General features: G+C 61.0%; 25 protein-coding genes and 3 pseudogenes. 9 read left to right on the top strand and 19 right to left on the bottom strand.

The window, feature by feature from the left end; translation table 11 throughout:
• Positions 1–411: 411 nt before the first annotated feature.
• From greB to N018_RS09430, 5 genes are all read right to left on the bottom strand, one after another.
• Positions 412–885 carry a transcription elongation factor GreB gene (gene greB, locus N018_RS09450; RefSeq protein ID WP_024643307.1) on the bottom strand — a complete coding sequence of 158 codons (474 nt, stop codon included), beginning with the start codon at positions 883–885 and terminating at the stop codon, positions 412–414.
• Between the two features lie 47 nt (positions 886–932).
• Positions 933–1,262, bottom strand: a complete 330-nt coding sequence (locus tag N018_RS09445; protein WP_024643308.1) for a hypothetical protein — start codon at positions 1,260–1,262, stop codon at positions 933–935.
• Between the two features lie 104 nt (positions 1,263–1,366).
• Positions 1,367–1,675 carry a hypothetical protein gene (locus N018_RS09440; RefSeq protein ID WP_024643309.1) on the bottom strand — a complete coding sequence of 103 codons (309 nt, stop codon included), beginning with the start codon at positions 1,673–1,675 and terminating at the stop codon, positions 1,367–1,369.
• A gap of 257 nt (positions 1,676–1,932) precedes the next feature.
• Complete coding sequence (locus N018_RS09435; protein WP_025389408.1) at positions 1,933–2,367, bottom strand: DoxX family protein; 435 nt, start codon at positions 2,365–2,367, stop codon at positions 1,933–1,935.
• 106 nt (positions 2,368–2,473) lie between these two features.
• Positions 2,474–3,895 carry a transglycosylase SLT domain-containing protein gene (locus N018_RS09430; RefSeq protein WP_024643311.1) on the bottom strand — a complete coding sequence of 474 codons (1,422 nt, stop codon included), beginning with the start codon at positions 3,893–3,895 and terminating at the stop codon, positions 2,474–2,476.
• Between the two features lie 180 nt (positions 3,896–4,075).
• On the opposite strand from N018_RS09430, the gene N018_RS09425 reads away from it, so the two are divergent.
• The 3 genes from N018_RS09425 to N018_RS09415 all read left to right on the top strand — a co-directional run bounded on the left by N018_RS09425 (position 4,076) and on the right by N018_RS09415 (position 6,808).
• Complete coding sequence (locus N018_RS09425; protein WP_024643312.1) at positions 4,076–4,912, top strand: TatD family hydrolase; 837 nt, start codon at positions 4,076–4,078, stop codon at positions 4,910–4,912.
• Between the two features lie 84 nt (positions 4,913–4,996).
• A complete protein-coding gene (locus N018_RS09420) occupies positions 4,997–6,472 on the top strand; it encodes a methyl-accepting chemotaxis protein (protein ID WP_025389407.1) in 1,476 nt (491 codons plus the stop codon).
• A gap of 108 nt (positions 6,473–6,580) precedes the next feature.
• Positions 6,581–6,808: a hypothetical protein gene (locus N018_RS09415; RefSeq protein ID WP_025389406.1), complete on the top strand. Its 228-nt coding sequence runs from the start codon at positions 6,581–6,583 to the stop codon at positions 6,806–6,808.
• Positions 6,809–6,839: 31 nt separating this feature from the next.
• On the opposite strand, the gene N018_RS09410 is transcribed toward N018_RS09415, so the two are convergent.
• From N018_RS09410 to kdpF, 12 genes are all read right to left on the bottom strand, one after another.
• The gene (locus tag N018_RS09410; RefSeq protein WP_024643315.1) at positions 6,840–7,637 is read right to left on the bottom strand and encodes an acyl-CoA thioesterase; all 798 of its coding nucleotides are present in this window, start codon (positions 7,635–7,637) and stop codon (positions 6,840–6,842) included.
• A gap of 130 nt (positions 7,638–7,767) precedes the next feature.
• Entirely contained in the window at positions 7,768–8,544 is a 777-nt protein-coding gene (locus N018_RS09405; RefSeq protein ID WP_025389405.1) for a CHAD domain-containing protein, read from the bottom strand.
• Between the two features lie 21 nt (positions 8,545–8,565).
• On the bottom strand, positions 8,566–10,569 hold the full coding sequence (locus tag N018_RS09400; protein ID WP_025389404.1) for a transglutaminase TgpA family protein: 2,004 nt from the start codon (positions 10,567–10,569) through the stop codon (positions 8,566–8,568).
• Entirely contained in the window at positions 10,566–11,549 is a 984-nt protein-coding gene (locus tag N018_RS09395) for a DUF58 domain-containing protein (RefSeq protein WP_024643318.1), read from the bottom strand. Before N018_RS09395 ends, N018_RS09400 begins: the two co-directional genes overlap by 4 nt.
• The gene (locus N018_RS09390) at positions 11,519–12,436 is read right to left on the bottom strand and encodes an AAA family ATPase (RefSeq protein ID WP_024643319.1); all 918 of its coding nucleotides are present in this window, start codon (positions 12,434–12,436) and stop codon (positions 11,519–11,521) included. The genes N018_RS09395 and N018_RS09390 overlap by 31 nt, the downstream gene beginning before the upstream one ends.
• A gap of 290 nt (positions 12,437–12,726) precedes the next feature.
• Positions 12,727–13,005 carry a lipoprotein gene (locus N018_RS09385; RefSeq protein ID WP_003316607.1) on the bottom strand — a complete coding sequence of 93 codons (279 nt, stop codon included), beginning with the start codon at positions 13,003–13,005 and terminating at the stop codon, positions 12,727–12,729.
• A gap of 106 nt (positions 13,006–13,111) precedes the next feature.
• Positions 13,112–13,804, bottom strand: a complete 693-nt coding sequence (locus tag N018_RS09380) for a response regulator (protein ID WP_025389403.1) — start codon at positions 13,802–13,804, stop codon at positions 13,112–13,114.
• Between the two features lie 55 nt (positions 13,805–13,859).
• Complete coding sequence (locus N018_RS09375) at positions 13,860–16,523, bottom strand: sensor histidine kinase (protein ID WP_024647157.1); 2,664 nt, start codon at positions 16,521–16,523, stop codon at positions 13,860–13,862.
• A gap of 66 nt (positions 16,524–16,589) precedes the next feature.
• Complete coding sequence (gene kdpC, locus N018_RS09370; RefSeq protein WP_024647156.1) at positions 16,590–17,162, bottom strand: potassium-transporting ATPase subunit KdpC; 573 nt, start codon at positions 17,160–17,162, stop codon at positions 16,590–16,592.
• 54 nt (positions 17,163–17,216) lie between these two features.
• Complete coding sequence (gene kdpB, locus N018_RS09365) at positions 17,217–19,295, bottom strand: potassium-transporting ATPase subunit KdpB (protein WP_025389402.1); 2,079 nt, start codon at positions 19,293–19,295, stop codon at positions 17,217–17,219.
• 10 nt (positions 19,296–19,305) lie between these two features.
• A complete protein-coding gene (gene kdpA, locus N018_RS09360) occupies positions 19,306–21,000 on the bottom strand; it encodes a potassium-transporting ATPase subunit KdpA (RefSeq protein WP_025389401.1) in 1,695 nt (564 codons plus the stop codon).
• A 2-nt stretch (positions 21,001–21,002) separates the two neighbouring features.
• The gene (gene kdpF, locus N018_RS09355) at positions 21,003–21,098 is read right to left on the bottom strand and encodes a K(+)-transporting ATPase subunit F (protein ID WP_003406089.1); all 96 of its coding nucleotides are present in this window, start codon (positions 21,096–21,098) and stop codon (positions 21,003–21,005) included.
• Positions 21,099–21,340: 242 nt separating this feature from the next.
• Between kdpF and N018_RS09350 the strand changes: the two genes are divergently transcribed.
• The 6 genes and pseudogenes from N018_RS09350 to N018_RS27990 all read left to right on the top strand — a co-directional run.
• Positions 21,341–21,604, top strand: coding sequence for a helix-turn-helix domain-containing protein (locus N018_RS09350; RefSeq protein ID WP_024647153.1), 264 nt, complete (start codon positions 21,341–21,343; stop codon positions 21,602–21,604).
• Positions 21,605–21,720: 116 nt separating this feature from the next.
• Positions 21,721–21,912 (top strand): annotated as a pseudogene (locus tag N018_RS09345) (hypothetical protein); the annotation flags it as partial.
• Between the two features lie 22 nt (positions 21,913–21,934).
• A pseudogene (locus N018_RS09340) lies at positions 21,935–22,312 on the top strand (fimbrial protein); the annotation flags it as partial.
• A gap of 164 nt (positions 22,313–22,476) precedes the next feature.
• Complete coding sequence (locus tag N018_RS09335) at positions 22,477–23,226, top strand: response regulator (protein WP_024647150.1); 750 nt, start codon at positions 22,477–22,479, stop codon at positions 23,224–23,226.
• A complete protein-coding gene (locus tag N018_RS09330) occupies positions 23,223–24,248 on the top strand; it encodes a sensor histidine kinase (RefSeq protein WP_024647149.1) in 1,026 nt (341 codons plus the stop codon). The genes N018_RS09335 and N018_RS09330 overlap by 4 nt, the downstream gene beginning before the upstream one ends.
• A gap of 66 nt (positions 24,249–24,314) precedes the next feature.
• Positions 24,315–24,530: pseudogene (locus tag N018_RS27990) on the top strand (EF-hand domain-containing protein); the annotation flags it as partial.
• Positions 24,531–24,625: 95 nt separating this feature from the next.
• Here the strand turns inward: N018_RS27990 and N018_RS09325 are convergent.
• Complete coding sequence (locus N018_RS09325) at positions 24,626–25,672, bottom strand: AI-2E family transporter (RefSeq protein ID WP_024647148.1); 1,047 nt, start codon at positions 25,670–25,672, stop codon at positions 24,626–24,628.
• A gap of 75 nt (positions 25,673–25,747) precedes the next feature.
• On the bottom strand, positions 25,748–26,566 hold the full coding sequence (locus N018_RS09320) for a DUF4892 domain-containing protein (RefSeq protein WP_024647147.1): 819 nt from the start codon (positions 26,564–26,566) through the stop codon (positions 25,748–25,750).
• Positions 26,567–26,678 lie beyond the last annotated feature (112 nt).

The raw sequence follows: 26,678 nt of genomic DNA, 5'->3' as shown, positions 1-26,678 counted from the left end.
TCGTGCATTGCGCCATGCCTCGCCCGTAGGCGACTGCACATAAAAGTGCTTTTTTATCGCGATGGCACTGATGACGCAGAGTGCGACGTTAGTGACGGCTGAGCCCCGGATCAGTGTCAGGGCGAAGGAACCCGACGAAGTCGGGCCGGAAACGGAGCCGGGACTTTGCCTACTTTGGTCCCTCGAAGTAGGGCGCCGTAAGGGCGCAAAGGTGACATGAGCCGAACACCAATCCACCTGACGTCGCAGAACCGCCGTGTGACGCAGAGCGTCACGAAAGGCATTACCACGCGGAGCTTGGGAACGAGAATTATCGGAGTGTCAGCCCTATTTTTCGGGCTCATCGAGACTTATGTATAACGCTGAGTGCTACACGTGGGAATGCAGTTCCGGACTGCTCTGCGTCCTGCCTTACTTCTCATAAACAATCGAGTTCACGAACCAGAGCTTCTCGCCTTCCGGCGTATTGACCAGCACTTCATCGCCAACCTCTTTTTTCAACAAGGCGCGCGCCATGGGCGAGTCGATGGAAATATAGTCGTTGCGGCCATAGATCTCGTCGTAACCGACAACCCGAAACTTCTTGAGATCACCCGCCTCGTTTTCGATCTCGACCCAGGCACCGAAAAATACCCGCCCTTCCTGCTCAGGCGAATACTGCACGACGCGCATGTCTTCAAGGCGCTTGCGCAGGTAACGCACGCGCCGGTCGATTTCGCGCAGCAGCTTCTTGTTGTACTGGTAATCGGCATTCTCGCTGCGATCCCCGAGCGACGCCGCCCAGGCGACTTTCTGGGTGATATCAGGCCGGTGCTCTCGCCACAGATAGTCGAGTTCTTTCTTCAGGGCTTCGTGCCCGTCCCTGGTGATGATCTTTGTACTCAAGACGTTTCTCCTGCCCCACAAAAATCAATTCAACGGGCGATCAACGATTATCTACGCGTCACCTCGTGCTGGATGCAGCCTTCGTAGTAAACCTTGCTGACCGCATCCGGTTTCAAGCGCGATTCGCTGTCGTACGTCTGCTCGGTGATGCGCAGGGCCATCGGGCGCATCCACTGCTTGACGAACTTGCGTGACTGGAGCTTCTGTCGCGCCCCATAACGAGTGACACCCGACAGCTTGGAGGCCTGCGCACCGCCTGCAATGCTCGAACCCCAGCGGCACAGGTATCGTTCATTTTCCGTGGCATTTCTGGCCTGAACGGAAAAAGCCAGCCCCGAAAGCGTCAGGCACGCCAGAGCACAATAAACCAAACGCATGCGATAACCACCTAATCCTTTGATAAGGCGGCGATTTTGCCTGCCGGATCAATCTCGGGGGGCCAGCACTGTGCCTTCTATTGCCACTGGATCGCGCGCATGCATCAACCCAGCGTAATCAGCCCCTGGCGGGCAATGCGGGTCAGGTCGCGAATGACCTGATCAACATCATCCGCTTGCGGCGATTGCACGACAGCAAGGTCGAACTGATCGTTGGCAAAATGGCTCAGTGACTGCTGAGGATCGACAAACTGAATCAGGAATGCGCAAGAACCGCCGCGCCGACGTGGCCAGCCGTCCAGATAGCGCAGCAGCGTAGGCTGATGGGCACCACTGAGGAGGATTTTCGGGTTCTTGCGGGACAAGACCGTGCTGATCGGGGAAAGACGAATAAGGGGGCGCAGGTTGTTCATGGTTTTTCTCTGCCTCGAAAGCTCCGCTGGGCAGCGGTGAGAGGCAACACCGAACCAACGTTTTAGCGGTATTTCGACAAGACTTGAGCCTTGTCAGGCGCCCCGCAAGTAGTTGTTAAATCGGCGCTTGAGCACGCATCCTAGAGAAACGCCCCATTCATTGTCAATTGCCAAGCGTGGCAGTGTCATTCATGGCGGGTGCCTGCAAACGCACGAGGCCCGCAGGGAAGCGGGCCTCGTGGTTGAAGCGTAGACGGTTAGCGGGCGATGACGCGGTCCAGCGACAGCTTGCCTGCGCCTTCAATGAGTACCGCCAGGGCGCCACCGAGTAATGCCAGCGCGTACTCGTAGCCGTTGTTGGCCATGAAGAAACCGTTATGGATATGCACGGTGAAAATCGCCACCAGCAACAACAGAATCACCACCACCGCAGCCGGACGCGCCAGCAAACCCAGCAGCAGGCCAAGACCACCGAAGAATTCGGCGCTGCCGGACATCAGTGCCATCAGGTAGCCAGGCGTCAGACCGAGGCTTTCCATGTAGTGCGCGGTGCCTTCCAGACCATGACCACCAAAGGCGCCAAACAATTTCTGACTGCCGTGCGCGATGAACGCGATGCCGACGATGACGCGCAGGAGGGTCAGGCCATAGCCAGCGCGAGTCGTAAGAACCGATTTGATCATTGTGTTCATGCGTGGAATTTCCGTGACTGATTAAGTGGGAGTGGCGCCATCATAATCAAATTAGCTCATGTAGAAACCGCAAATAACGGCGCATAAGCATCGATATATTCGATCACTAACGCGCTACTGGTTTTTTTGGACCCTGCTTTTCCAGCGAGTCACGTTCACGATCAAACGCCAGGTAGTACTTGTTCACGCTGTTTACAAAGGCGACGACATTGGCACCGCCCTGCTCCATGGCCACGCGCTCGGTCTGAAAAAACCATTGGTTCGGGTTGAGCCCGCGCCGCCGCGCTTCCTCACGCATGCCTTGCACGCGCTCCGGGCCAAGGTTATAGGCCGCCATGACGAACGCCATGCGCTCGCGTTCGTTGACTTTGTTACTGGCGAAATACTTGCGCTGGATCAGCGCCATGTAACGCGAACCTGCCCGGATATTGTCGTCAGCGCTTTGAATGCTTGGCACGCCGACGCTTTTCGCCGCTGACGGGGTGATCTGCAACAAACCTGTTGCGCCGCCGCTGCCCTTGGCAGACGGATCGAGTTTTGACTCCTTGAACGCCAGCGCGGCGAGGTCCAGCCAGTCCATGCCCTGCGCATCGGCATGGCGTTGCAGCATCGGACGCAACTGTTCAAGGCGTTGCAGGTTGTTGCGCACTAGCGGATTGTTGACCCGATAAGTGTTTTTGTAAGCCTTCTGGAACGCCAGGTCCTGTTGCACTGACGGTTTGTAGCTTCTGAGAAAATCATCGGCGCTGGCGCGCAGCAGCGGTGCCTTGTCACTCACGAACCAGCTGACGTCACCTTGGGTCTGCAGCGTCAGGCCACGGTCGATTCGCAGCCTGGGCATGACCTTCGCCCAGCGCTCGGCGATGGGTTGCTCGACCAGGGTCATGGGATAGATCCCGGCCTGGACCATTTCCAGCACGTCTTCGACCGCCAGGCTTGGATCAACCCAATCGATTTTCACCAGCGGCAACTTGCGCAGTTCCAGTTGCCGATTGACCTGATGCAGCGCCTCATCAGCAGCGCTGCCGGTCGGCAGGCTCAAGGTACGCCCGGACAATTGATCGACACGCCTAAGGCTGCGCTGGCCACGAACGCCGACCAGTACCAGCGGCACATCACGAATGATCGGCGCAGTAGCCTGTATTCCCTTGGCGGTACTGACATCCAGCAGCTCGCCGGGCGCGATCAGATCACCCTCGCCACGCTGCAACGCCGTCAGCAACTGATTCTTGGCCTTGGGGATGATCTTGAACGTGATCTTCTGCCCGTCGCGGGCGTGACTGTTGAGGTACTGCTCAAACGCTTGTAAACGATGATATTCAACGCCGATTTCCTGGCCTTTGACGTCGCCGGAGCTGTTACGGCTCTGGTTGACCAGCACGCGCAGCACCTTGCTGCTGCGAATGGCCGCCAGATCACGCGCCTGCGTAGTGTGCTGCACAGCCTCGGGACCGGTCTGGCGAGCAGACGCATGCAGAGGTAAAAGCGGCAACAGGCACAGGCAAGACACAAGCGCGGATCGGATCATTCACTTCCCCAGGGCAAAGCCGGAAAGAAACAGGAAAAAGGAAATCTTGAGGTCACGCAGCAGCGTCGAACAGCGAAGGATATCGTTGAACCGTCTGGCTCAATCGCTTGAATACCCAGCGTTTTCTTATTGTGGCCGGAGCTCTGGTATGCTCGGCAGCCTTCAGCTGGAGGTAGCACCATGCAACTCATCGACATCGGCGTCAATCTGACCAACGCAAGCTTCGCCTCGCAGCGACAGGCGGTACTCGACCGTGCCTACGCCGCAGGCGTCGCGCAACTGGTAGTGACCGGCACCAGTGTCGAGGGTAGCGAACAGGCCTTGCAGCTGTGTCACGAGCTTGATGAAAGCGCGCAACAGCTGTTCTGCACAGCAGGCATTCATCCGCATTCGGCGAGTGATTGGACCGCTGACAGCGAGCAACAGTTGCATGCCCTGCTCAAGGAAAATCGCGTTCGGGCAGTGGGTGAATGCGGGCTGGATTTCAACCGCGACTTCTCCCCTCGCCTGCAGCAGGAAAAAGTCCTCGAAGCGCATTTGGCCATGGCGGTGGAACTGCAGCTGCCGGTTTTTCTGCATGAGCGGGATGCCAACCAGCGTCTACTGGAGATCCTCCGCGACTATCGTGACCGCCTGCCAGCCGCTGTGGTGCACTGCTTCACAGGCGAGCGCGCCGCGCTGTTCAGCTACCTCGACCTCGATCTGCACATCGGCATCACCGGCTGGATTTGCGACGAGCGACGCGGCACCCACCTGCATCCGCTGGTGGGTAATATCCCTCGCGGCCGACTGATGCTGGAAAGCGACGCGCCTTATCTGCTGCCGCGCAGCCTGCGGCCCAAGCCGAAAAACGGTCGTAACGAGCCCGCCTATCTGCCGGAAGTGTTGCGCGAAGTGGCCTTGCACCGTGGCGAAAGCCAGGAAGATCTGGCGCGTCACAGCACTGCCTGCGCGCGCGCGTTTTTCGCTTTGCCGATTATTGAGCACCCAGTGGATGAAAATCTGCCGCTTTCTTGACCCGCATCAAGCGCCACTTTGAGGGTTGAGGCATTGTGATAGCACCTTGCCTCCTTTTTACACGTCCCTCAAAGAAGACCACTCATGGGCTCATGGCTTAGCAACCTGTCTCTCAAATACAAATTCTGGGCCGTCAACGCGGTCGCCTTCATCACTACCCTGCTGCTGGTGCTGTATGCCGTGCATCTGGAGCAGCAGGCACGTATGGAAACCTCGCGTGAAGCGGCACAGACTCAGGCACGCCTGCTCGCCGCCTGGCCTGCCGGTCAGACGCTGCCCTCCGACCCCGCGCTGCTGATCTTCATTCAGGGGCAAACTCCAATGTTCAACGGCACCCCGTTGCCGGAACTGGCCAATGCCCGGGGCTGGGTCACGCTGAACACGCCACTCGGCGACAGACTGCTGAGCGGTGCGCAATGGGTCGCTCGCAGCGACGGTCAGCAGATGGCGGTGCTGGCCTTTGCGCCCACCGCCCTGGAGGTCTTGAAACATCGCTTTGTGCATTACGCGATAGCCGTCTTCGTACTGATGCTATTGATGCTCTGCGCTTCGCAGTTGCTGATCCGCTTTTTGCTTAGCCAGCTCAATGCCCTCAAGGACGTGATGCTGCACGTCGAGAAAACCGGCGACCTGTCAGCCCGGGTTGCCAACCGCAGCGACGACGAAGTCGGGCAAATGTCCAAAGCCTTCAATGCCATGCAGGCGGGTTACCAGAGGGTGGTCAGCACCGTTTCGCAAACCGCCAGCCGTCTTGATCTCGGCGCAGCGCATCTGGCGACCGGTATGAGCGATGTGCGTCGGGGAATGCTCGGTCAACAGAGCGAAACCGATCAGGTCGCCACCGCGATCAATGAAATGACCGCCACGGTCCATCACATTGCGCAACACGCCAGCACCACCCGCGATCAGTCGCAGACCGCCGATGCGCTGGCCGGCAGCGGCAAGGCCGTAGTCGACCGCGTGCAGGTCTCCATCGCCGGGCTGTCCAGCGGCGTGCAGCAGACTGCCGAAATGATTCAGCGCATGGCCGACGATAGCCAGAAAATCAACGGCGTGGTCAGCGTGATTCACAGTATTGCCGAGCAGACCAATTTGCTGGCCCTGAACGCGGCCATCGAAGCCGCCCGCGCCGGGGAAATGGGTCGTGGTTTCGCCGTGGTGGCTGATGAAGTACGTAACCTTGCCAAGCGGGTGCAGACCTCTACCGACGAGATCACCGGCATGGTGTCGGCACTGCAAAGCGGAACCCGCGACGCCGTGGATTTCATGCAGGACAGCTCGTTCAAGGCAGATGAGTGCGTGCAGCAGGCCCGCGAGGCCGGTGACGCGCTGGCGGCCATCGCCGATGCCGTGGCGCAAATGCGCGAAAGCAACACGCAGATTGCGGTCGCCGCCCAACAGCAGAGTCAGGTTGCAGAAGAAATGAACCGTGCCGTGGTCAGCATTCGCGACGTCACCGAACGCACCGTGACCCAGACCGTGGACTCTGCCAGCACCAGCAGTGAACTGGCGACTCTGGCAGGCGAGCTGAGCAAAGCCATCGGCCAGCTCAGGCTGTAACAGGCTATCGCTTCGATAGACAGGCTTGACTCGCGGGTGATCGGGGGCGGGCTTACTCTTCAGTCACCAAAACGGCACACGGAACGTCGCCCTGAAGAGGAAAACACCTTGAACAAGCAACGTCCCGACCTGCAACTGAATCCATGGCCCGAGAGTGCCGACAGTCAGGACCAATCTGCCAGCCTGATCCTTTACCTGATCGCCATCCCGCTGTTTATCCTGGCGACCCTGCTGATCCTCAACGGGTTGTTTTCAGAAAGCCTTTCGTCGACTGCGATTGGCGTGGTTGGGGCTGTGGCAGCGCTGGTGGTTCAGTTCAAGCAGGCAGACCATTGATTCCGACTATTGCTCTGGCCAACGAAAAGCATCAGCCGAAGACCGTCACTGTCTGGCGACTGATCGCGATCAGCTCGCCCTGCGGGTCCCACAGCGCTGCGGCAGTGTGACCATAGCCATCGCGTGCATGCTCGATGACGGCGCGATAGCGGCACCATTGCAGGCTATCGAACGCTGGCTGTGGCTGGACGAACTCGATGGTCCAGGTCAGCGAGCTGCCGGGCGCCGGTTTGTCGAGGTGCGGCAATACCGCAGGTGGCCAGGTGTCGACCAGTGCCAGGATGCGCGCTTCGCTCATCGGACTGGCCTGCTGCTCATCACGAAACCGCACATAGCCGCCAATCGCCGGTGATTGGGTGTTGCTGAAGGGCATGCCACCCAGCGCCCAGCGAATGTCCATAAAGCGCAGATAGTCAGGCATCAGACCACTGACAAACGGCAGTTCCGGGCACTGCTCGACGGGTTTCAGGTCAGGCGCAGGCGCAGCGGTCACGGCAATCATCGACTCCCGAGGCGCACCGAAGCTGCCTTGAATCAGCGTCATGACTTCGCCGTTCTGCATGGCGCGCCCCAGTACCTGGCTGACCGCCTTGCCATGGCGCAGAATCTCGACCTCGAAGGCAATCGGTATGCCGGGCGCTGCCGGTCCGACGAAGGTAATCGCCAGTGACCGGACCGGCCGCCCTTCCGGCACCTGCGCGCGCATCGCCTCATAGGTCAGCGCCGCCATCAGCCCGCCAAAGCAGGCGCGCCCTTGTGACCATTCGGCAGGAATAGTCACGGAGCGCGGGTTGTCGCGGGCAGCATTGATCAGCTCGGAAAAAGTCATGGTCACTCCAGCGGTGCAAAATCCAGGGATGGATGGTAACCATCCTCTTACCGACTCGCATACCTTGTATCGGCCATTATTGCGGCTTGAATGACGCCTTATGGCTAAAAACGCTGCATGGCCTGCCGAATCAGAAGCATGCCTTGGCCAGACGCTTGAGTGATGCCTCGGCCTTGCGCTCTGCGCGCACGATACCAACCTGCCAGGCGGGGATGCACGGCGCCAGATCGGCCTGGGTTTCTGCCTGCGCCAGCCATTGCAAATGATCGTGCCAGTCGCCCAGTTCGCCTTGTGCGGACTTGAGCCGCGCCTGCATGTTTTTCGGCTGATGGCTGAGTTCCGGATAGGCCTCGGCGGCGTAACGTACACGCTTGATCAGCAGCCGCAAGTCGTGTCGATCGTGCCCCGGCTCGGCGATGGCAACACGCAGTTTGTGCCACTGCTTGTCCATGCGTTTTTCGATGGTCTTGCGCAGGCCGCGCAGCATGCCCTGACGCTGCTGCACACGGAGCATGGTCGGGAACTGGTCAAGCAGCGTCAGCAAGCGGTTCAGTTCAGGTGAAGTGGCGACGTTGGGGCAGGCACGGCTCAGATGCTCGTTACGCTTGAGGGCAGCCTCACGCAGACGCTCGTCTTGCGCACTGTTCTTTTCCAGTAGCGCAGCGAGCACCTGCATATCACGCAGCGGCGTGGTCAATTGACCAACCGCTTTTGCTGCGTCTTCCAGCTGCGTCGCACCGGAAATATCACGCAACGGCCTCAGCACACTGCGCAAGCGGCGCAACGTGGTACGCAAATCATGCAGCGCCTCGCTGTCGGTCGACGCCGCAAGGCGTGCCTGACACGCAAGCAATCTGACATCCAGTGACAGCACTTCAGCGACCAGATGGTCGACCATTGACGACATGCAATTCCCCTTCGACAACATTCATGAATGCCTTTCCCTGACAGCCGATAACCTCCATGGCAAACGACGACGCAGTACCCGCAATGCACTTCGCAGACGGCCTGGCGACGACAGTCGTCCAGCGTAACGCTGTGCCTGAAACTCCCGGACAAAGTCTCTGATCGCGTCAGCATGCTGCGGAAAATACAGTACCGCACGCTGGCAGAACGCATCAGCGCCTTCACCCGGCATACGACGCAGACCATGACGGGCCAGCATGCGTTCAAATGCGTTGAACAACCGCAACTGCGAATCGCTTTCGCGCAGCCAGGGTTTGACCAGCCACAGTGCGATCAGGCCCAGTGATAACACGATGCCCGTTACAAAAACCGGCGCCTGAAACCCGGAAAACCAGCGCCCGAGAATTTGTAACTGTTGTTGTCCCTGGTAGCCGAGCACCCAGCGCTGCCAGCCATAGTTGAGGTTGTCCCAGCCCAGGCGCAGCGAGTTGATCCAGGGCACGTTGCGATAACGCAGGGCCGACAAGGGCGAATCCTGCAGAAAGGCTTCGTCCGCTGCCAGCGCCTGTTCCAGGCCTTGTTCGATACGTTGCGGTGCTACGGCTGCGGTCGGGTCGACGCTGCGCCAGCCGATTCCAGGTTGCCAGTATTCGACCCAGGCGTGAGCATCGAACTGGCGCACGGTCAGGTACTGCCCGTCGGGGTTGAGTTCACCGCCCTGATAACCCGCTACCACGCGCGCCGGGATGCCGGCCGCACGCAACACGAAGGTCATGGCTCCGGCGTAATGAGCGCAGAAACCCTGGCGGCTGGCAAACAGGAACTCATCGATACTGTCGTTGCCCAGCGTGGTCGGCTTTAGCGTGTAATGAAACGGCTGGTCGCTGAAGTACGCGAGCATGCCCGCAACAAGGTCTTCCGGTCTGGCATAACGACGGCGCAGCTCATCGGCCCATTGGCGGGCCTGTGCGTTGCCTTTCGCAGGCAGTTGCAGGTCCTGACGCTGAATCTGCTCGCTGGATTGCGGATCACGAATACTCTGCGGCCAGGACTGGACGACATACAGCAACGACTGCTCGACCGGCCGCCTGCGCTGCAAGCGGAAGTCGCTCATCTGACGCACCTCCGGCAGATGGGTCTCGGCGATGTCGAGGCTCGGTAGCCAGGGCCGACCGCTGGCCTCCATAACGATGCTGTAGGCCAGCGGCTCGCCGCGCTTTTCCCACTGCGGAATCTGCACCGTCTGCGCTCGTGCCGACTGTGACCAGCGACGGCCGTCGAACTGCTCAAGCGTCAGCCCGCGCCAGTACAGCTGATTGCGGGCGGGTATCGGGCCATCGAAACTGGCACGAAATACCAGTGCGGGCGACTTGCTCAGCTCGGCCATGTCCCCCGGTGCCATGTTGTCGGACAGACCGGTCAAGCCCTTGTTGCTTGGCTGCGGCAACGACCAGAGCGGGTCCAGACGCGGAAAGAACAGAAACAACAGCAGCATCAGCGGCACTGCCTGCGCCATCAGCTTGAAGGCCAGCTTGAGCGAGTCTGATGATTTACCCGCCAGGTCCGACTGTTGCAGGCCGATCAACGCCGCCAGCAGTGCGGCAACGGGCAACAGACTGAAAAGCGCCCACAACAGGTTGTCTTCAAACAAATAACCAACGGCCACGCAAAAAAAGCCGAGAAAGATCAGCACCCGTGCATCCCGACGGTTATTCATTTCCAGCATTTTCAGGACGAAGGCCGCCACCAGCAGCGCCGCGCCCGCGTCCAGCCCGACCAGGCTGCCACGTGCCAGGTACACACCACCGGCGGTGCCCACCAGCAAACCGGCCTTGACCCAGTTGCCAGGCAAGCGGGCACGCATGCGGAACACCCGAACCCGCCAGAATGTGCAGCCCAGCCACAGAATCATGATCGAGACCGGCACATGCAGTGCGAATGGCAACACCACCAGTGCCTGGGCCAGAAGTAGCCAAGTGAGACTGACGCGCGGAATCGGCGAGCTCACCACGACGGTGCTGCTCATGACCGGCGACCGTACAGCGCCAGTGCGCGCAGGCAGGCTTCGCGGTGCGCGTCGCCGCTGTCCACCGTCGACAGAAAGCCCGGCAGACGCAAGGCAAATGGCTGACGCCGTTGCGACAGCTCCAGCACCCAGTAACACAGGCGCGAAAGTCGCTCTTCGATATCACCGCCCAGCGCCATGAAATCCAGGCAAAGGTCATGACCACTCAGGTCGGTGAAATCCTTGACCAACAGGCCTTGGCCCCGGGAATACGCTTTCCAGTGCAGACGACCGCGGTTGTCGCCCGGCTGGTAAGTGCGCAAGCCCTGATAATCATCGACGCCTGCGCCACGGGTCGCCTGGCCGTCATCTTCAGCGTGAGGCTGCACGCCCTTGAGCAGAGGCATCGCGCCGAATAATGGCCGGGGATAGATCAGGGCGCTTTGCTCCAGGTCCAGCCAGCTCCAGGCACGAAAGATACCCAGTGGAAACACGCTTTCGATGCGTAATCGGGGTGCGTGCAGCCAGCCACGTTTTTCGGCGGGCAGGGTCAGCTCCAGATCAGTCAGCCCGCGCGGCATTACATCGCCCGCTTGCAGGGCGGTCGCGGTCCATCCCAATCCGAGAGCATGATGCGCCTGCCCGGCGCTTTCCAGACGCAGACGCAGCTGCACCGGTTCGCCGACAAACACCGAGCGTGCGACACCGGCGCTGAGAATCAGACCGCTGATGTTGCGGTAGGTGTGCAGGATTGCCAGCACACCGATCGACATGAGCAGGAAAGTCAGCCCATACGCCAGACTGTTCTGGTAGTTGATCGCCACCAGCAGCATGAGCACCAACACCAGCATGAAGATCATGCCGGTGCGCGTCGGCATAATGAAGATGCGCCGATGATCAAGCGCAATGCGCGACGCCGGCGGAATGCGTTTTGCCAGCCAGCGCTGCCAAAGCGGTCTGAACGACTGGATCAAAGGACCGGCACCTCGCGCAACAGCCATTGCACCAGCGCCCCGCCGCCATGCCCGGTCGGATCGCTGCGTTCGCGCAGCCGGTGGCCGACTACCGAGGGCAGCACCGCCTGCACGTCTTCGGGAATCACGTAGTCGCGCCCGAGCAACATCGCCCAGGCACGCGCCGCTGCCAGGATTGCCAGGCTCGCTCTGGGCGACAGCCCGTAGGCAAACTGCGGCTGGCTGCGCGTCGCGTCCACCAACCTCAGCACGTAATCGACCAGCGCATCGCTGGCCCGAACCTGCCGCGCTTCGGCCTGCAACTGCCCAAGCAGTGCGTGATCCAGAATCGGTTGCAGACGCGGCAACAGCTCGCGACGTGATTCGCCGAGCAGCAAGGCTTTCTCCGCTGCTCTGGCCGGATAGCCCATGGAAATGCGCATCAGAAATCTGTCGAGCTGAGACTCGGGCAATGCAAAGGTTCCGCCAGAACTGAACGGGTTCTGGGTCGCAATCACGAAAAACGGATCGGGCAGCAGACGGGTCGCGCCTTCGATGGAGACCTGGCCTTCCTCCATGGCTTCCAGCAGCGCGCTCTGGCTTTTTGGCGTAGCGCGATTGATTTCATCGGCCAGCACCAGTTCGGCAAAAATCGGCCCCGGATGAAAGGTGAATTGCCCGCTGTCGCGATCAAACACCGATGTGCCCAGGATGTCGCCGGGCAACAGGTCGGACGTAAACTGAATGCGCTGATAACTCAGGCCGAGAATCTTCGCCAGGGCATGACTGAGGGTGGTCTTGCCCATCCCCGGCAAATCCTCGATCAGCAAATGTCCGCCGCCGATCAGGCAGGTCATGGCCAGTCGTACCTGCGCTTCCTTGCCCAGCACCACTTCATTGATGGCGCTCAGGCACGCATCGAGTTTTCTACCCATCGAAAAGCCCCCTCCGACAACGGCTGTATGACTGTGGGACTGCGCACGATGCAAAACGTCCGAACACTTTATGTTGAGCGTAGGCCGTTTCGCTAAAGGAGGTAGGGATTTGATGTGATGCGGTTCTGGACGCTCTGCGTCCGCTCATGATGTGTGGAGCGGCACAGAGTTGCGACGCGGAGCGTCACGCAAGGCGCTCCTACGCTGGAGCGTGAGGAACGATAATCTCAACTATCGTGCCGACGCTCCGTGTCGGCGATGGAAGGTGCAACGCGGTGCAGGATCAGCTATCAGCGACCTGCGCGGGATTCGCGGATGTAGAAGCGGGCTTTTTCGGATTTTTCGGTGCAGCCTTCAAAGGCTTCGAACTGTTGCTGGGTCTTGGCGCCGGTCAGCAGCGACAGGGCCTTGGAGTAGCTGACGGTACCGGCGAAGCCTTCGGCCTTGGCCAGGTCGAGTTCATGCCAGGCGGCGTCGAGCTGAGTGGCGCAGCTGTCCCGATACCCGGTCTTGCCGGCACAACCTGCGAGAACCAGAACCAGCAATGGCAGACAGATCAGGGCTTTCATGGGGTGTTACCTCAGGAGTCATCAGGGAGTGTGCGGCTTTGACGATCCGGCTTGGCAAAAGTGCCGTGACCGGGGCGCCAGAATCGTTGTTTTCATTTTCGCGTCATCAGCTGTCGGCGAGCAATCGATAGCCGATCCCTGCCTCAGTGATAATAAACCTCGGCGCGGTCGGGTCATCGCCGAGTTTCTGGCGCAAATGCCCGACCACTATACGCAGATAGTGACTGTCTTCGGTGTGTGTCGGGCCCCAGATGTCCTTGAGCAATTGCTGCTGGGTAATGACCCGCCCCGGATGCCGTGCCAGCTGCGCCAGCACCGCGTATTCCTTGCGAGTCAGTGCCACTTCCTGCTCATCGAGCAGCACGCGGCGGTAGGCCAGATCCACCGTCAGCGGGCCGAAGCGCAAGGCAGACTCGGGCTTGTCGCTGCCCGACACCTGCCTGAGCAGTGCGCGGATTCTGGCCAGAAACTCCTGAATGCCAAACGGCTTGGTCACGTAGTCGTTGGCGCCGGCGTCCAGCGCCTGGACTTTCTGTGCTTCGCTGGCGCGTACCGAAAGCACCAGCACGGGCACTGCCGACCACTCGCGAAACTCGCTCAGCACCTGCTGGCCGTCCATGTCCGGCAGGCCAAGGTCGAGCACCAGCAGGTCCGGCTTGTTCAGCGCTGCCTGGGTCAGCCCGTCCGCCCCTGTCGCGGCCTCCAGTACCTTGTAGCCCTGGGATGCGAGACTGATGCGCAGGAATTTGCGAATCTGCGGTTCGTCGTCGATCACCAGGATAGTTGCCGTCTGACTCATGATCACCGTGCCATTTCAATGCAGCCAATGGGCATTAGCGTAACCGATGATCGACTCAAGCTGGCTCCTCAATTTCAGCATCTGGTTGCGCCTGTAATGGCAGAAACAGGGTGATGCGCGTGCCCAGCCCGTCGATACCTGCCTCGACAGTCAGTCGCCCGCCATGCGCACCGATCATGCCCTGACAGATCGCCAACCCGAGCCCGGTACCCTGTCCGCCACGGTCACCGCGTGCGGCGGTGTAAAACATATCGAAGATTTTCGCCCGTTCGTCTTCGGGGATGCCCGGACCTTCGTCACTCACCGAGAAGAACAGCTCGCTGTCGACCACACCCGCCGCCACCTGCAGGCGCCCGCCGAGGGGAGAAAAGCGGGCGGCGTTCTCCAGCACGTTGACCAGCGCCTGCTCAATCAACGCGGCGTGGACGTACAGCAACGGCAGCTCGCCGGTCACCTGGGTGCTGACCTGCAATGGCGCCATTACGGCACGCAGCCGGTTGAGCGCGCTGCCGACGATATCGGCGGGAGACACCCAGTCGCGAGCGAGCTTCAGCGCGCCATGGCCAAGGCGAGTCATGTCCAGCAGGTTCTGGATGTAGCGGTCAAGGCGCTCGGCTTCATCGCGAGTACCTTCCAGCAGTTCGCGACGATCCTCCAGCGGGATCGCTTCACCCAACGCCAGCAGGCTGTCGATACTGCCGCGCATCGAGGTCAGCGGGGTGCGCAGGTCATGCGATACCGAGGCCAGCAAGGCGCTGCGCAATTGCTCGGTTTCACCGTGCAGACGCGCCGCTTCAAGCTCTTGCGCCAGTTGCGCGCGGGCCAGCGCCTGCGCCAGCGGTTGGGTCAATGCCGCCAGTAAGCGTCGATGCTGGTCGGTAAACGACTGACCTTCGCGAGCGCTGACGCCCAGCAGGGCCAGTGGTCCTTCTTCTGCACTAATCGGCCACCACCACCAGCGCCCGGAAGGCAGCGTACCAGTGCCGCTGCCAGCCGGTTGATCATGTTTCCAGGCCCAGTCGGCGGCGGCACGCTCGGCTTCCGAGAAGGTCAGCGGGCCGCCCGTTTCGACCACCCAGCCGCCCTCTCCGTCGCGGTCGACCAGACACAGGTGCAATTCCTTCCAGCCGGAAAAGTGCTGCTCGGCGGCGTTGAATACCGCTTTACCATCAGTGGCAGCGGTCATCTTGCGTGACAGGTCGAGCAGTTCGCTGGTCTGCTCCTGAGTATCGCGCAGCGCTTGCAGTTGCCTGCGCTGACGCGCCGCCAGTTTGCCGGTCAGGGCCGACATGAGCAGGAAAAACAGCAGGGTCAGTACGTCTTCTTCGCGCTGGATGTTCAGGGAAAAGCTCGGCGGAATGAACAGAAAGTCATACGCCAGAAACGACAACCCGGCACACGCCAGCGCTGGCCCCATGCTGCTGCGCACCGCGACCAGCAACACTGCCGCGAGAAAGATCAGGGAAATGTTCGGCAGCGCCAGCACCCCCGCGACACCCCAGGCCACCAGACTGGCAATCAGCGTGGCAATGACTGCCAGGCCATAATCGAACCATACAACTTCGCGAGCCGGGCGCGCTCGTGGTGGTTGATCAGGCAGCTCTTCGCTGTCGTCGAGCACCGAGATTTCCAGCCCGTGCCCTTCGCGCAGCAAACGCGCGGCAACACCACCGCCGAAGATCTTGCGCCGCCAGTGCCGACGCGACTGGCCGACCAGCACCACGCTGGCACGCCGCTCGATGGCGTGCTGCACCAGTGTTCTGGCGACTTCTCCGGCACGCAGCGACACCGCTTCGCCGCCAAGTCGCTCGGCCAGTTGCTGGGCGCTTTGCAAGCGTGCGCGGGACTGTTCGTCCAGCGTCTGCCCGTCGTCGACGTGCACCGCGCTCCATGGCAGGTGGCGACGCTGGGCAACCCGGCTGGCGTGACGTACCAGACGCTCGGCATGCATGTCGCCATCAATGCCGACCAGCATCCGCCCGCGCACCGCCGGAGCGGACTGGCCCAACTGCCGATAACCCTGCGCCAGATCGTTATCGACCTGCGCGGCGGCAGTCTGCATGGCCATTTCGCGCAGTGCAGTCAGGTTGGTCTGGGTAAAGAACGCATCGATGGCCGCTCGCGCCTGCTCCGGTACGTAAACCTTGCCGTCACGCAGGCGCTCCAGCAGTTCGCGCGGCGGCAGGTCGATCAGCACCAGATCGAACGCTTCCTGTAGCACCCAGTCCGGCAGGGTTTCACGCACCTGCACGCCGGTGATGCCGCGCACCTGGTCGTTAAGGCTTTCGAGATGCTGGACATTGACCGTGGTGTAGACGTCGATGCCGGCCGCGAGCAGTTCTTGAATGTCCTGCCAGCGCTTGGTGTGGCGACTGCCGGGCGCGTTGGTGTGCGCCAGTTCGTCAACCAGCACCAGGCTAGGAGCTGCCTTGAGCAGCGCGTCGAGGTCCATTTCTTCAAGCGTCATGCCGCGATAATCAGTGCGCAGCAAGGGCTGTTGCGGCAGGCCGTTGAGCAACGCCTCGGTTTCCGCACGGCCGTGGGTTTCCACCACACCCGCCAGCACCTTCACGCCCTGACGCAACTGCGCGTGGGCTGCCTGAAGCATGGCGTAGGTCTTGCCGACGCCCGGCGCGGCACCCAGAAAAACCTTCAGCCGCCCGCGCCCTTCGCGGGGCAACTGGGCCAGCAATGCATCAGCTCGACCTGAATCACTCAAGTGGGTTACCGCCTTCTCTTTATTACTGTCAGCGTAGTTAATCCGTTGCAGGCACAGCGCAGTCTGTTACAGCTGCGCGCTGCGTGGTGCAGACGGTAACTGATTCAGGCTCATATTCAAGGTCAACACGTTGACCACCGGTGGGCCGACCAGCGGGCGCTGAGTGTTGGCGTCGATCAGCGCCTGTACTTTATCCAGCGGCAACTGACGCGCCGCCGCCACGCGACGGGCCTGCCAGGCAACCGCTTCAGGCGAAAGATGCGGGTCAAGACCGCTGCCGGAGGTGGTCAACAGGGCCATCGGCACAGGGCCATCGGCGGGGTTTGCCAGTTTGGCAGCGTCTTCGGTAACGCGTGTTGCCAGCGCCGGGTTACTCGGGGCGAAGTTGCTCGCGCCGCTCGCCACGGTTGCAAACGCGCCCGCCGAGGGGCGCGACTGGAACCATTCATCGCCGGTAAACGACTGGGCAATCAACGTCGAGCCGCGCACCTTGCCCGCCTCGTCATACAGCAGGCTGCCATTGGCCTGGGCCGGAAACGCCACTTGCGCCACTCCGGTGACCACCAGCGGGTACGCCACGCCGGTAATCAGGCTCATCAATACAATCAGGCTCAGGGCCGGACGCAATACACTGGACATCTGCACATCCTCAATCAGGTAAGGCTGCACGCCGACCGGCGTGCAGCACAGGCTTCAAACAAGGCCGAGTCCGACCAGCAGCATGTCGATCAGTTTGATACCGATAAACGGCACAACGATGCCGCCCAGGCCATAGATCAGCAGGTTACGACGCAGCAGGTGAGCCGCACTGGCGGCCTGTACGCGCACGCCACGCAGGGCCAGAGGGATCAGCACCACAATGATCAGCGCGTTGAACACGATGGCCGAGAGGATCGCGCTCTGCGGGCTGGCCAGTCGCATGATGTTGAGTACGCCCAGTTGCGGGTAAATGGCCGCGAACAGTGCCGGCAGCACCGCGAAATACTTGGCCACGTCGTTGGCAATCGAAAACGTCGTCAGCGCGCCGCGGGTGACCAGCAGTTGTTTGCCGATCTGCACCACGTCCAGCAACTTGGTGGGGTCGCTGTCGAGGTCGACCATGTTGGCCGCTTCGCGCGCCGCCTGGGTGCCGTCGTTCATCGCCATGCCGACGTCGGCCTGGGCCAGTGCAGGTGCATCGTTGGCGCCGTCGCCACACATCGCCACCAGGCGCCCTTCGCCCTGTTCCTGACGAATCCGTTCCAGCTTCTTCTCCGGCGTGGCTTCGGCCAGCACATCGTCAACGCCTGCTTCGGCGGCAATCGCCGCGGCGGTCAGCGGGTTGTCACCGGTCACCATCACCGTACGAATACCCAGCTTGCGCAGCTCCTCGAAGCGCTCGCGAATACCCGGCTTGACCACGTCCTTGAGGTGGATCGCACCCAACAGTCGACCGTTGGCGCAGACCAGCAATGGCGTGCCACCGGTCTTGGCGATCTTGTCGACTTCACGTGCCAGTGCCGGCGGCAGTTCGCTGCGCTGCATGTTGATGAAGGCCAACAGCGAATCCACCGCGCCCTTGCGGTACACATGACCTTGATAGTCCACACCGGACAGACGTGTATCAGCACTGAATGGCACGGCGGTCACCGAACTCAGGGTCGGCTCGTTCATCGGGTGCAGGTTGCGCAGGAATTCGACGATGGATTTGCCTTCAGCCGTATCGTCAGCCAGCGACGCCAGCAAGGCACCCTCACCCAGTTCCTTCGGGGTCACGCCCGGCGCTGCATAAATAGCCGCGCAACGACGGTTGCCGAACGTGATGGTGCCGGTCTTGTCCAGCAGCAACACATGAACATCGCCCGCGGCTTCCACGGCGCGACCAGACTTGGCGATCACATTGAGGCGCACCAGCCGGTCCATACCGGCAATACCGATGGCCGACAGCAGGCCGCCAATGGTGGTCGGAATCAGCGTCACCAGCAGTGCCACCAGAAACACCAGCGGCAGGCTGCCACCGGCGAAGTGGGCGAACGGCTGCAAGGTGATGACCACCAGCAGGAAGATCAGTGTCAGGCCGATCAGCAGGATATCCAGCGCCACTTCGTTAGGGGTCTTCTGGCGTTTGGCGCCTTCGACCAGCGCGATCATGCGGTCCAGTGTCGATTCACCGGGGTTGGCGCTGATACGAATCAACAGCCAGTCGGACACCAGCCGGGTGTTGCCGGTCACGGCCGAGCGGTCGCCACCGGATTCGCGAATCACCGGTGCGGATTCGCCGGTAATCGCGGCCTCGTTGACTGCTGCGATGCCTTCAATGACTTCGCCATCACCGGGAATCATTTCCCCGATTTCGACGCGCACCACATCACCCTTGCGTAATTCACTGGCGTTGATTGTGCGCAGACTGCCGTCTGCGTTCCTGATACGTGCCTTGAGCCCTTCACTGCCCGCCTTGAGGCTGTCGGCTCGCGCCTTGCCACGGCCTTCGGCCAATGCTTCGGCGAAGTTGGCGAACAGCACGGTGAACCACAGCCACAGGGCGATCTGCACGCAAACCGAAGTCGGCACTTGCGGGTCGGGAATGACACACAGCACGGTGGTCAGGATAGCGGTCAGTTCCACCACCAGCATCACTGGCGAACGCTTGAGCTGACGCGGGTCGAGCTTGACGAACGCTTGCCCCAGCGCCGGACGCCACAGGGCCGCGATGCCGGTTTTTGCCGACTCGGTCGCCTGCGATTCGGTAGCTTTCGCAGCAGCATTTTTTGCAGTATTGATCGGTAAGTTCATGATCGGTTCCTCAGAAACCCAGGCTCAGGTGTTCGGCAATCGGCCCCAGTGCCAGGGTCGGCAGGAAGGTCAAACCACCCACCAGCAGAATCGTGACGGTCAGCAGGGTGACGAACAGCAAACCGTGAGTCGGGAAGCTGTTCTGGCCTTGCGGCACGGCTTTCTTCATAGCCAGGCTACCGGCCAGAGCCAGCACCGGCAGGATGTAGCCGAAGCGGCCGATGAAAATAGCCAGGCTGAGCATCAGGTTGTGGAACACGGTGTTGGCACTGAAACCGCCGAATGCCGAGCCGTTGTTGGCCGTCGCAGAGGTGTAGGCGTACAGCAACTGGCTGAAACCATGCGGGCCAGGGTTGCTGATCGCACCTGCCGGACCGGGCAGGCTGGCGGCAATTGCGCCCAGCACCAATACGCCGACCGGCATCACCAGCAGGGTCGCGACCAGCAGCCGGACTTCCTGCGCCTGCAGCTTCTTGCCCAGGTATTCCGGAGTACGGCCAATCATCAGGCCCGCGAGGAACACGGCAATCAGCACGTTGAGCAACATGCCGTTAAGACCGACACCGACACCGCCGAAAATCACTTCGCCGACCATCATGTTGACCAGCGCGACCATGCCGGTCAGCGGGTTGAGGCTGTCGTGCATACCGTTGACCGAGCCGTTGGAGGCCGCCGTGGTGGCGACCGACCACAGCACCGTGCCGGTGGTGCCGAAGCGGGTTTCCTTGCCTTCCAGCGGTGCGGTCTGTTCAACGCCGGCGATGTTCAGCATCGGGTTGGGCTGGTACTCCGCCCACAGCGACACCGCGCCGCCGATCAACAGCAGCGCAAGCATGCAGCCGAGAATCGCGCGGCTCTGGCGCATGTCCTTGACGTAATGGCCAAAGGTGAACACCAGCGCGGCCGGGATCAGCAGGATCGACACCAGCTCGAACAGGTTGCTCCAGGCGGTCGGGTTCTCGAATGGATGCGCCGAGTTGACGCCGAAGAAGCCACCGCCGTTGGTGCCCAGTTGCTTGATCGATATCTGGCTGGCCGCAGGGCCCATGGGCAGGCTTTGATCAGCGCCTTGCAGGGTCAGTGCGTCGATGTAATGGGCGAAGTTCTGCGGCACACCCTGCCAGACCAGAAACACCGCCAGCACGATACTGATCGGCAACAGGCCATAGAGCGTGGCACGGGTCATGTCGGCCCAGAAGTTACCCAGGCTGTGCGAAGAACGACGACTGATACCGCGACACAGCGCAACCAGCACGGCGAGACCGGTGGCAGCGCTGACAAAGTTCTGCACGGTCAGGCCGACCATCTGGCTCAGGTAGCTGAGCGAGGCTTCACCGCTGTAGGCCTGCCAGTTGGTGTTGGTCACAAAACTCATTGCAGTGTTGAAGGCCAGTGACCATTCCATGCCCGGTAATTGCTGCGGGTTGAGGGGCAGCACGCCTTGCAGCATCAGCATCGCGAACAACATGACGAAGCCTGCCAGGTTGAACGCCAGCAAGGCCCATGCGTAGTGTTTCCAGGACTGTTCCACTTTCGGGTCAACGCCGGATATCCGGTAGCAGGCGCGCTCGACCGGCCCTAGCACCGGGCTCAGCCAGGTGCGCTCGCCTTCCATGACCCGATAATAGAAACGCCCCAGCCATGGCGCAGGCGCCAACAGCAGGACCAGAAAGGCCAGGATCAACAGGTAATCGTAACTGTGCATGATCACTCCTGGCTCTGGTCGGCGCGCAGCAGCGCCACCAGCAGATAGATGAACAGCCCGACTCCCATCAACAGAGAGATACCATCCATAACGCTCATTGAAATTTCCCCCATCAGGCAAACACCGATATGGCGCAGGCCGCATGGAGGCAGTGTAGGTAGCGAGGGTGTAAAGGCACGAGATCGAGAGCCGTGGCGGGCCGTAAAGAAGCTGTAAAAAAGTGGTACAGGCCAGACGGTACGGGCCATGTGTAGCTGCGAGCGCTGTTATTTCTGTCAGGTTCGCGGGAGGGCGCTCGCGGGTATTGTGGTGCGGCGATCTTCAGGGAAAGGAACTCACCATGCTTCGCGACAATGGAACACTGCCCGGCTCCACGCCGCCCTCCCCGGTCATACAGGCCGCCGTTCTGCTGACTGTCAAGGAACGACAAGTCCTGGAATGGGTAGCGGCGGGTAAAACGGCTTGGGAGATAGCGCGTATTCAGGAATGCACGGAAGCAACCGTACACTTCCACACTTGCAACATCCGCCGCAAGTTCGATGTGCATTCGTTGAGTGCAGCGCTGGTGATGGCAATCAGGCAAGGGGTTATTTCGATGCGCTGAAGTGTTGAAGGCAGGTGCACCTCACAGGAGACTCCCCTACTGCGTTGTGCACTTGGGCTATGGATCAACATTGACATTCTAGTTGTCTGGACGACCCGGATCATCAGCCGTTGATACGTGAGCGTCGCGTCACCTATGACGACTGGTCGCGCCTGATCACCACCCTGCCTGAAGAAAGTGTGATCAATCGCAGTTACGCCACGCACAGCAGCGACGAGTTGGCGACGATGCTGGAGGTCGTTCACAGCGACGGTGCGACCAGAACGTTGGCAGGCGAACAGAAGTTCGAAGGTTTGCAGCGACTGACCGGCAACACCGGCCTCGATACGCTTTACCACTCTGATGCTTTCGGCAGGGTCGACGGTATCGAACAGGGGGCACTGTAAGGTTGCGACAACGTACGACGATTTCGTCACTACTGCTCACATCCAGCTAGATGGCGTTCAGGGATCAATGCTGGTAGGGTCGACCGATAGCGGTGTTTTCAGTCTGACCAGCGACTCTACTGCCCAGGGCATGGGCATCCAGGTCCTCAAAGCAGATGCCATCACGCCAATGGAGCTGCAGACCGAGGTCCCGGTGTCTGCAATCAGTCCGGGCAACACCGTGCTTAACTTTCACGTCCGTTTCTATCAGACCGATGCCAACAGTACGATCCGGCCTGGCCTGGCCAAAGGAGCGTTGAGTTTCACCATGACGTATAAATAACCCTCTCTACGGCTTTCTGTATCAGCCTGGATACATTTCTGAAATGCCCCCGACACTCGCTGACGCCACCCTTCCGCCGCAACTCCCGGCGAAGTAGCATGAGGAGCAGCGTTGATCTTCAACAGCGGCCAGCGATGGCGGCACAAGCAGGCGAAAGACGCACTATGCAAGCACTTCCCGACAACACCCCGGATGCCACGTCGACCGAGCAGCGCTGGAATGTTCGTGCGTTGATCGTCGACGACGATGTCGCCATTCGCGAACTGCTCTGTGATTACCTGACCCGCTTCAACATCAATGCCCGTGGTGTGACTGACGGCGCGCAGATGCGCCAGGCATTGAGCGAGGAAACCTTCGACATGGTGGTGTTGGACCTGATGCTGCCCGGCGAAGACGGCCTGTCATTGTGCCGCTGGTTGCGCAGCACATCCGACATCCCGATCCTGATGCTGACGGCACGTTGCGAGCCGACTGACCGGATCATCGGCCTGGAGTTGGGCGCCGATGATTACATGGCCAAACCGTTCGAGCCGCGCGAGCTGGTCGCGCGCATCCAGACCATTCTGCGTCGGGTACGCGACGAACGCAGCGATCAGCGCTCCACCATCCGCTTCGATGCCTGGCGCCTGAACAGCGTCCTGCGTCAACTGACAGCGGCCGATGGCCTGGTTGTACCGTTGTCCAACGCCGAGTTCCGGCTGCTGCGCGTTTTTCTCGAAAGACCTCACCGGGTGCTGAGCCGCGAGCAACTGCTCGATGCTGCTCGAGGCCGCTCGATCGAAGCCTTTGATCGCAGCATCGATTTGCTGGTCTCGCGCTTGCGTCAGAAGCTGGGTGACGACCCGAAGAATCCGCAATTGATCAAGACCGTGCGCGGCGAAGGCTATCTATTCGATGCCAGGGAGCTGGGTTGATCCGCAGGCTCGATACGCTATTCGCCCGACTGTTCGGCGGTGCGCTGCTGGCAATCATGCTCGCGCACTTGCTGGCGTTCATCTGGTTCACGCAGTACGGCATGCGCCCACCTCCGGATGACCGCCCCGCCGCGCAGCATGCACAGGACGATCGAGGACAGCGGCACAGGCCGCCACCGGGTGGCCCGCTGGTCGTGCTGTTCTTTCAGTTCGTCACGCTGATTATTGCCGCATGGTACGGCGCCAAAGCGCTGGCCCGCCCGGTGCAGCGTTTGAGCGAGGCCGCCGAGCGCCTCAGTGAAAATCTCGACAGCCCGCCTTTGGAAATAAGCGGCCCCAGGGAAGCCCGGCAGGCCGCACAGACATTCAATCTGATGCAGCGCAAGATCCGCGAACAAATGCAGCAGCGCGGGCGCATGCTCGCGGCAGTATCCCATGACCTGCGCACGCCCCTTTCGCGGCTCAAGCTACGCGTCGAACAGATTGAGGAACCGAGGCTGCATGGCCAGATGACTCAGGACCTCAACGACATGATCAGCATGCTTGACGCCACGCTCGCCTATCTCAACGAACATCGGCGAAACGAAGGCTTGCAGCAGTTCGACTTGCAGGCGCTGATCGAATCACAGGCCGAGAATGCTCAGGACAACGGCAACGACGTGCAGTACGCAGGCCAATGCAAACCACTGAGGACGCAGCCAATGGCGTTGCGCTCATGCCTGCAGAATCTGGTCGACAATGCGCTGCGCTATGCCGGTAGCGCGCATATCGTGATCGAGGACAGCCTGGAGCGCGTGCGCATATCGGTGGTTGATCACGGGCCGGGCATCGCGCCCGAGTTTCACGAAACAGTATTCGAACCGTTCTACCGCCTGGAAAGCTCGCGTAACCGCAACTCCGGCGGTATCGGCATGGGCATGAGCATCGCCCGCGAGGCCGCCCGTCGAATCGGCGGCGACCTGACCCTGGCGCAGACACCGGGCGGCGGCCTGACCGCGATACTGGAACTGCCACGACGCTGACCCTTTGTTATGTATCGCAGCCGGTACACCGCGACCAGGCGTATCCATCGCAGGGGAGTGAGACCGATGGTCAGTGGGATAAGCAGCAGTTTTTCGGGCTATACCGACTCGACCAGCGCCACGTCAGGCACCAGCAGCACCGCCAACTAGAAATTTCAGGAACATCTGCTGGCAACGCTGGACACCGACGGTGACGGCGGGACCATTAGCGATGAGCTGACCACCGGGCTGAGCAACGTAGGCAGCACGGCAACCAGCAGTGAAGTGTTCGATAAGTATGACCCCCGGAGCAGCACGCCAGTCGGCAAGTACCTGGACACAGCTGCGTAATAAAAGATCCACCGCCGCTCACCGTGGTGCGGCGGTGACCTTGGCAGCTAGTGGGTACGCGCCCGTTCACTACCGACCCAGTCTGTCAACAGGCTGTACGCTACCGCCAGCAGCGTCGGACCGATAAACAAGCCGATGAAGCCGAATGCCAGCAATCCCCCAAACACGCCCAGCAACACAATCACCAGCGGCAGGTTGCCGCCACGGCTGATCAGATACGGCTTGAGCACGTTGTCTACGCCGCTGATGACGAACATGCCCCAGATGCCCAGAAATATCGCCATACCGTACTCGCCCTGCCAGACCAGCCAGGCAGTCGCCGGCAGCCAGACCAGTGGCGGACCCATCGGAATCAGGCTGAACAGAAAGGTCAGGATACCCAGTACCAATGCGCCGGGAATGCCCGCAATCAGGAAACCGATCAACGCCAGCACCGCCTGGGCCGCCGCCGTGCCAATGACACCGTTGACGACGCGTTGCACCGTACCGGCGACCAGATCCAGGTAATACTGGGCGCGATCCCCGATCAGCCGTTCGAGCAGGCTGAGCACGAACGCTGCCAGACGCGGACCGTCCCGATAGAAGAAGAACGCGAAGACGATGCTCAGGGTCAGTTCCAGAATGCCGCTGCCGATCTGTGCACTGCGTGCCAGCAACCAGTTGCCGACCTGACCCAGATGCGGCTTGAGCGTCGCCATGAACGCCGCACCTTGCTGGTCGATGGTCGTCCACAGCGCTACCAGTCGTTCGCCCACCAGCGGAATACCTGCCAGCCATTGCGGTGGATCAGGCAAGCCGTCGACCTGAATGTCCTTGATCAGGCCGGTTGCGTCACGCACATGGTCGGCGAGATTGAAACCCAGCCACACCAGCGGCGCCGCGACCAGCAGCATCCAGCACAGGCACATCACCAGCGCTGCCAGCGATTCACGGCCCTTGAACCAGCGCGTCAGCAGACGCATCAGCGGCCAGCTGGCGAAGGCCAGCACCGCGCCCCAGACCAGCGCCGACCAGAACGGCGCCATCACCCAAAGACAGGCACCAAACAGCGCCAGCAGCAGAATCTGCACCAACAGACGATCATTGTTGAACATGCGGTATCCACTAAAAAGGGTCAGAGGTAGCGAGCATAATGGCGAACCCGGTTGTTCGCCATCACCGTGCAGGGCCTAGCGGATGACGTCGATCTTGAGACCTTTACCCTCGGCGACCCCTGTCTCCAGCCGCGCAGCGCGAACGCCCTTGGCGACCAGTGCGTCAAGCCAGGCACTTGCGCTGGCCCCGGACACGGTTGCGCGCAAGCTGCTGTCGAGGTTCAGGGCACGGGACACCAGGGTGACCCAGACATCCTGCGGCTCGCCGCCGAGCCTGGGCAGGTCCAGCCTGCCGGTGCTTTTGAGTTGGCGCAGCAGCGTTGCCGAGGTCGGCAGCAGTTCGCCCAGCGGCGCGGCGGACTCGAATTGCTCGACATGCAGATAGGCACGACGATTGCCACGGGTGATGCTGTAGAGCGCGACCAGGGTGTCACTGCGCGGTTCCGCCAGACGCAAAAGCAGGTAGGCCTGACGGTCATCCGCGCCATACAGCTTGGCGTTGCCGAACACCTCGTTGGCCCACAGACTGCTTTCTCCACAATCGCGCGCCTGACACCAGAACAGCAATTCTGCACCCTGCTGCTGCAAGGCTTCGCGGGCAGCGGTGAAGGCCTCGTCGGACGTCCGCTCGGCAGGTAGCTGATAAGTGACAGAGGTCAGATTACCGCGCGCGTTGACCTGGCCGTCGAAACGCAACTGACCGCTGATCTTGCGGATCGAGCCCATCGGGTAAACCCGCTCAAGCTCGGCAAGCGGACGGTAGTCGACGATCTCCGTATCGGCCAGACGCGGCAGAATCTCGAGATCGCTGCTGCCCGGCACGTCGGCGGCGCACAGCGCAGCACTGAACATCGCCGAGCACAACAGAACGACAGGAACACTTGGTAAACGCATGAGTGCTCTCATTGGCAGGCAGACAGGTAGCAGGAAAAGAAAGGATCGCCAGCAAGGCGGTCACGAGAAGCTGCGGATTGATCCATCACGGTTGACTCCTGTTTCAACCCGC

Source organism: Pseudomonas syringae CC1557, assembly GCF_000452705.1.
In the GTDB taxonomy this organism is placed as follows: Bacteria; Pseudomonadota; Gammaproteobacteria; order Pseudomonadales; family Pseudomonadaceae; genus Aquipseudomonas; species Aquipseudomonas syringae_F.
This window is presented reverse-complemented; position numbering and strand designations above follow the sequence as displayed.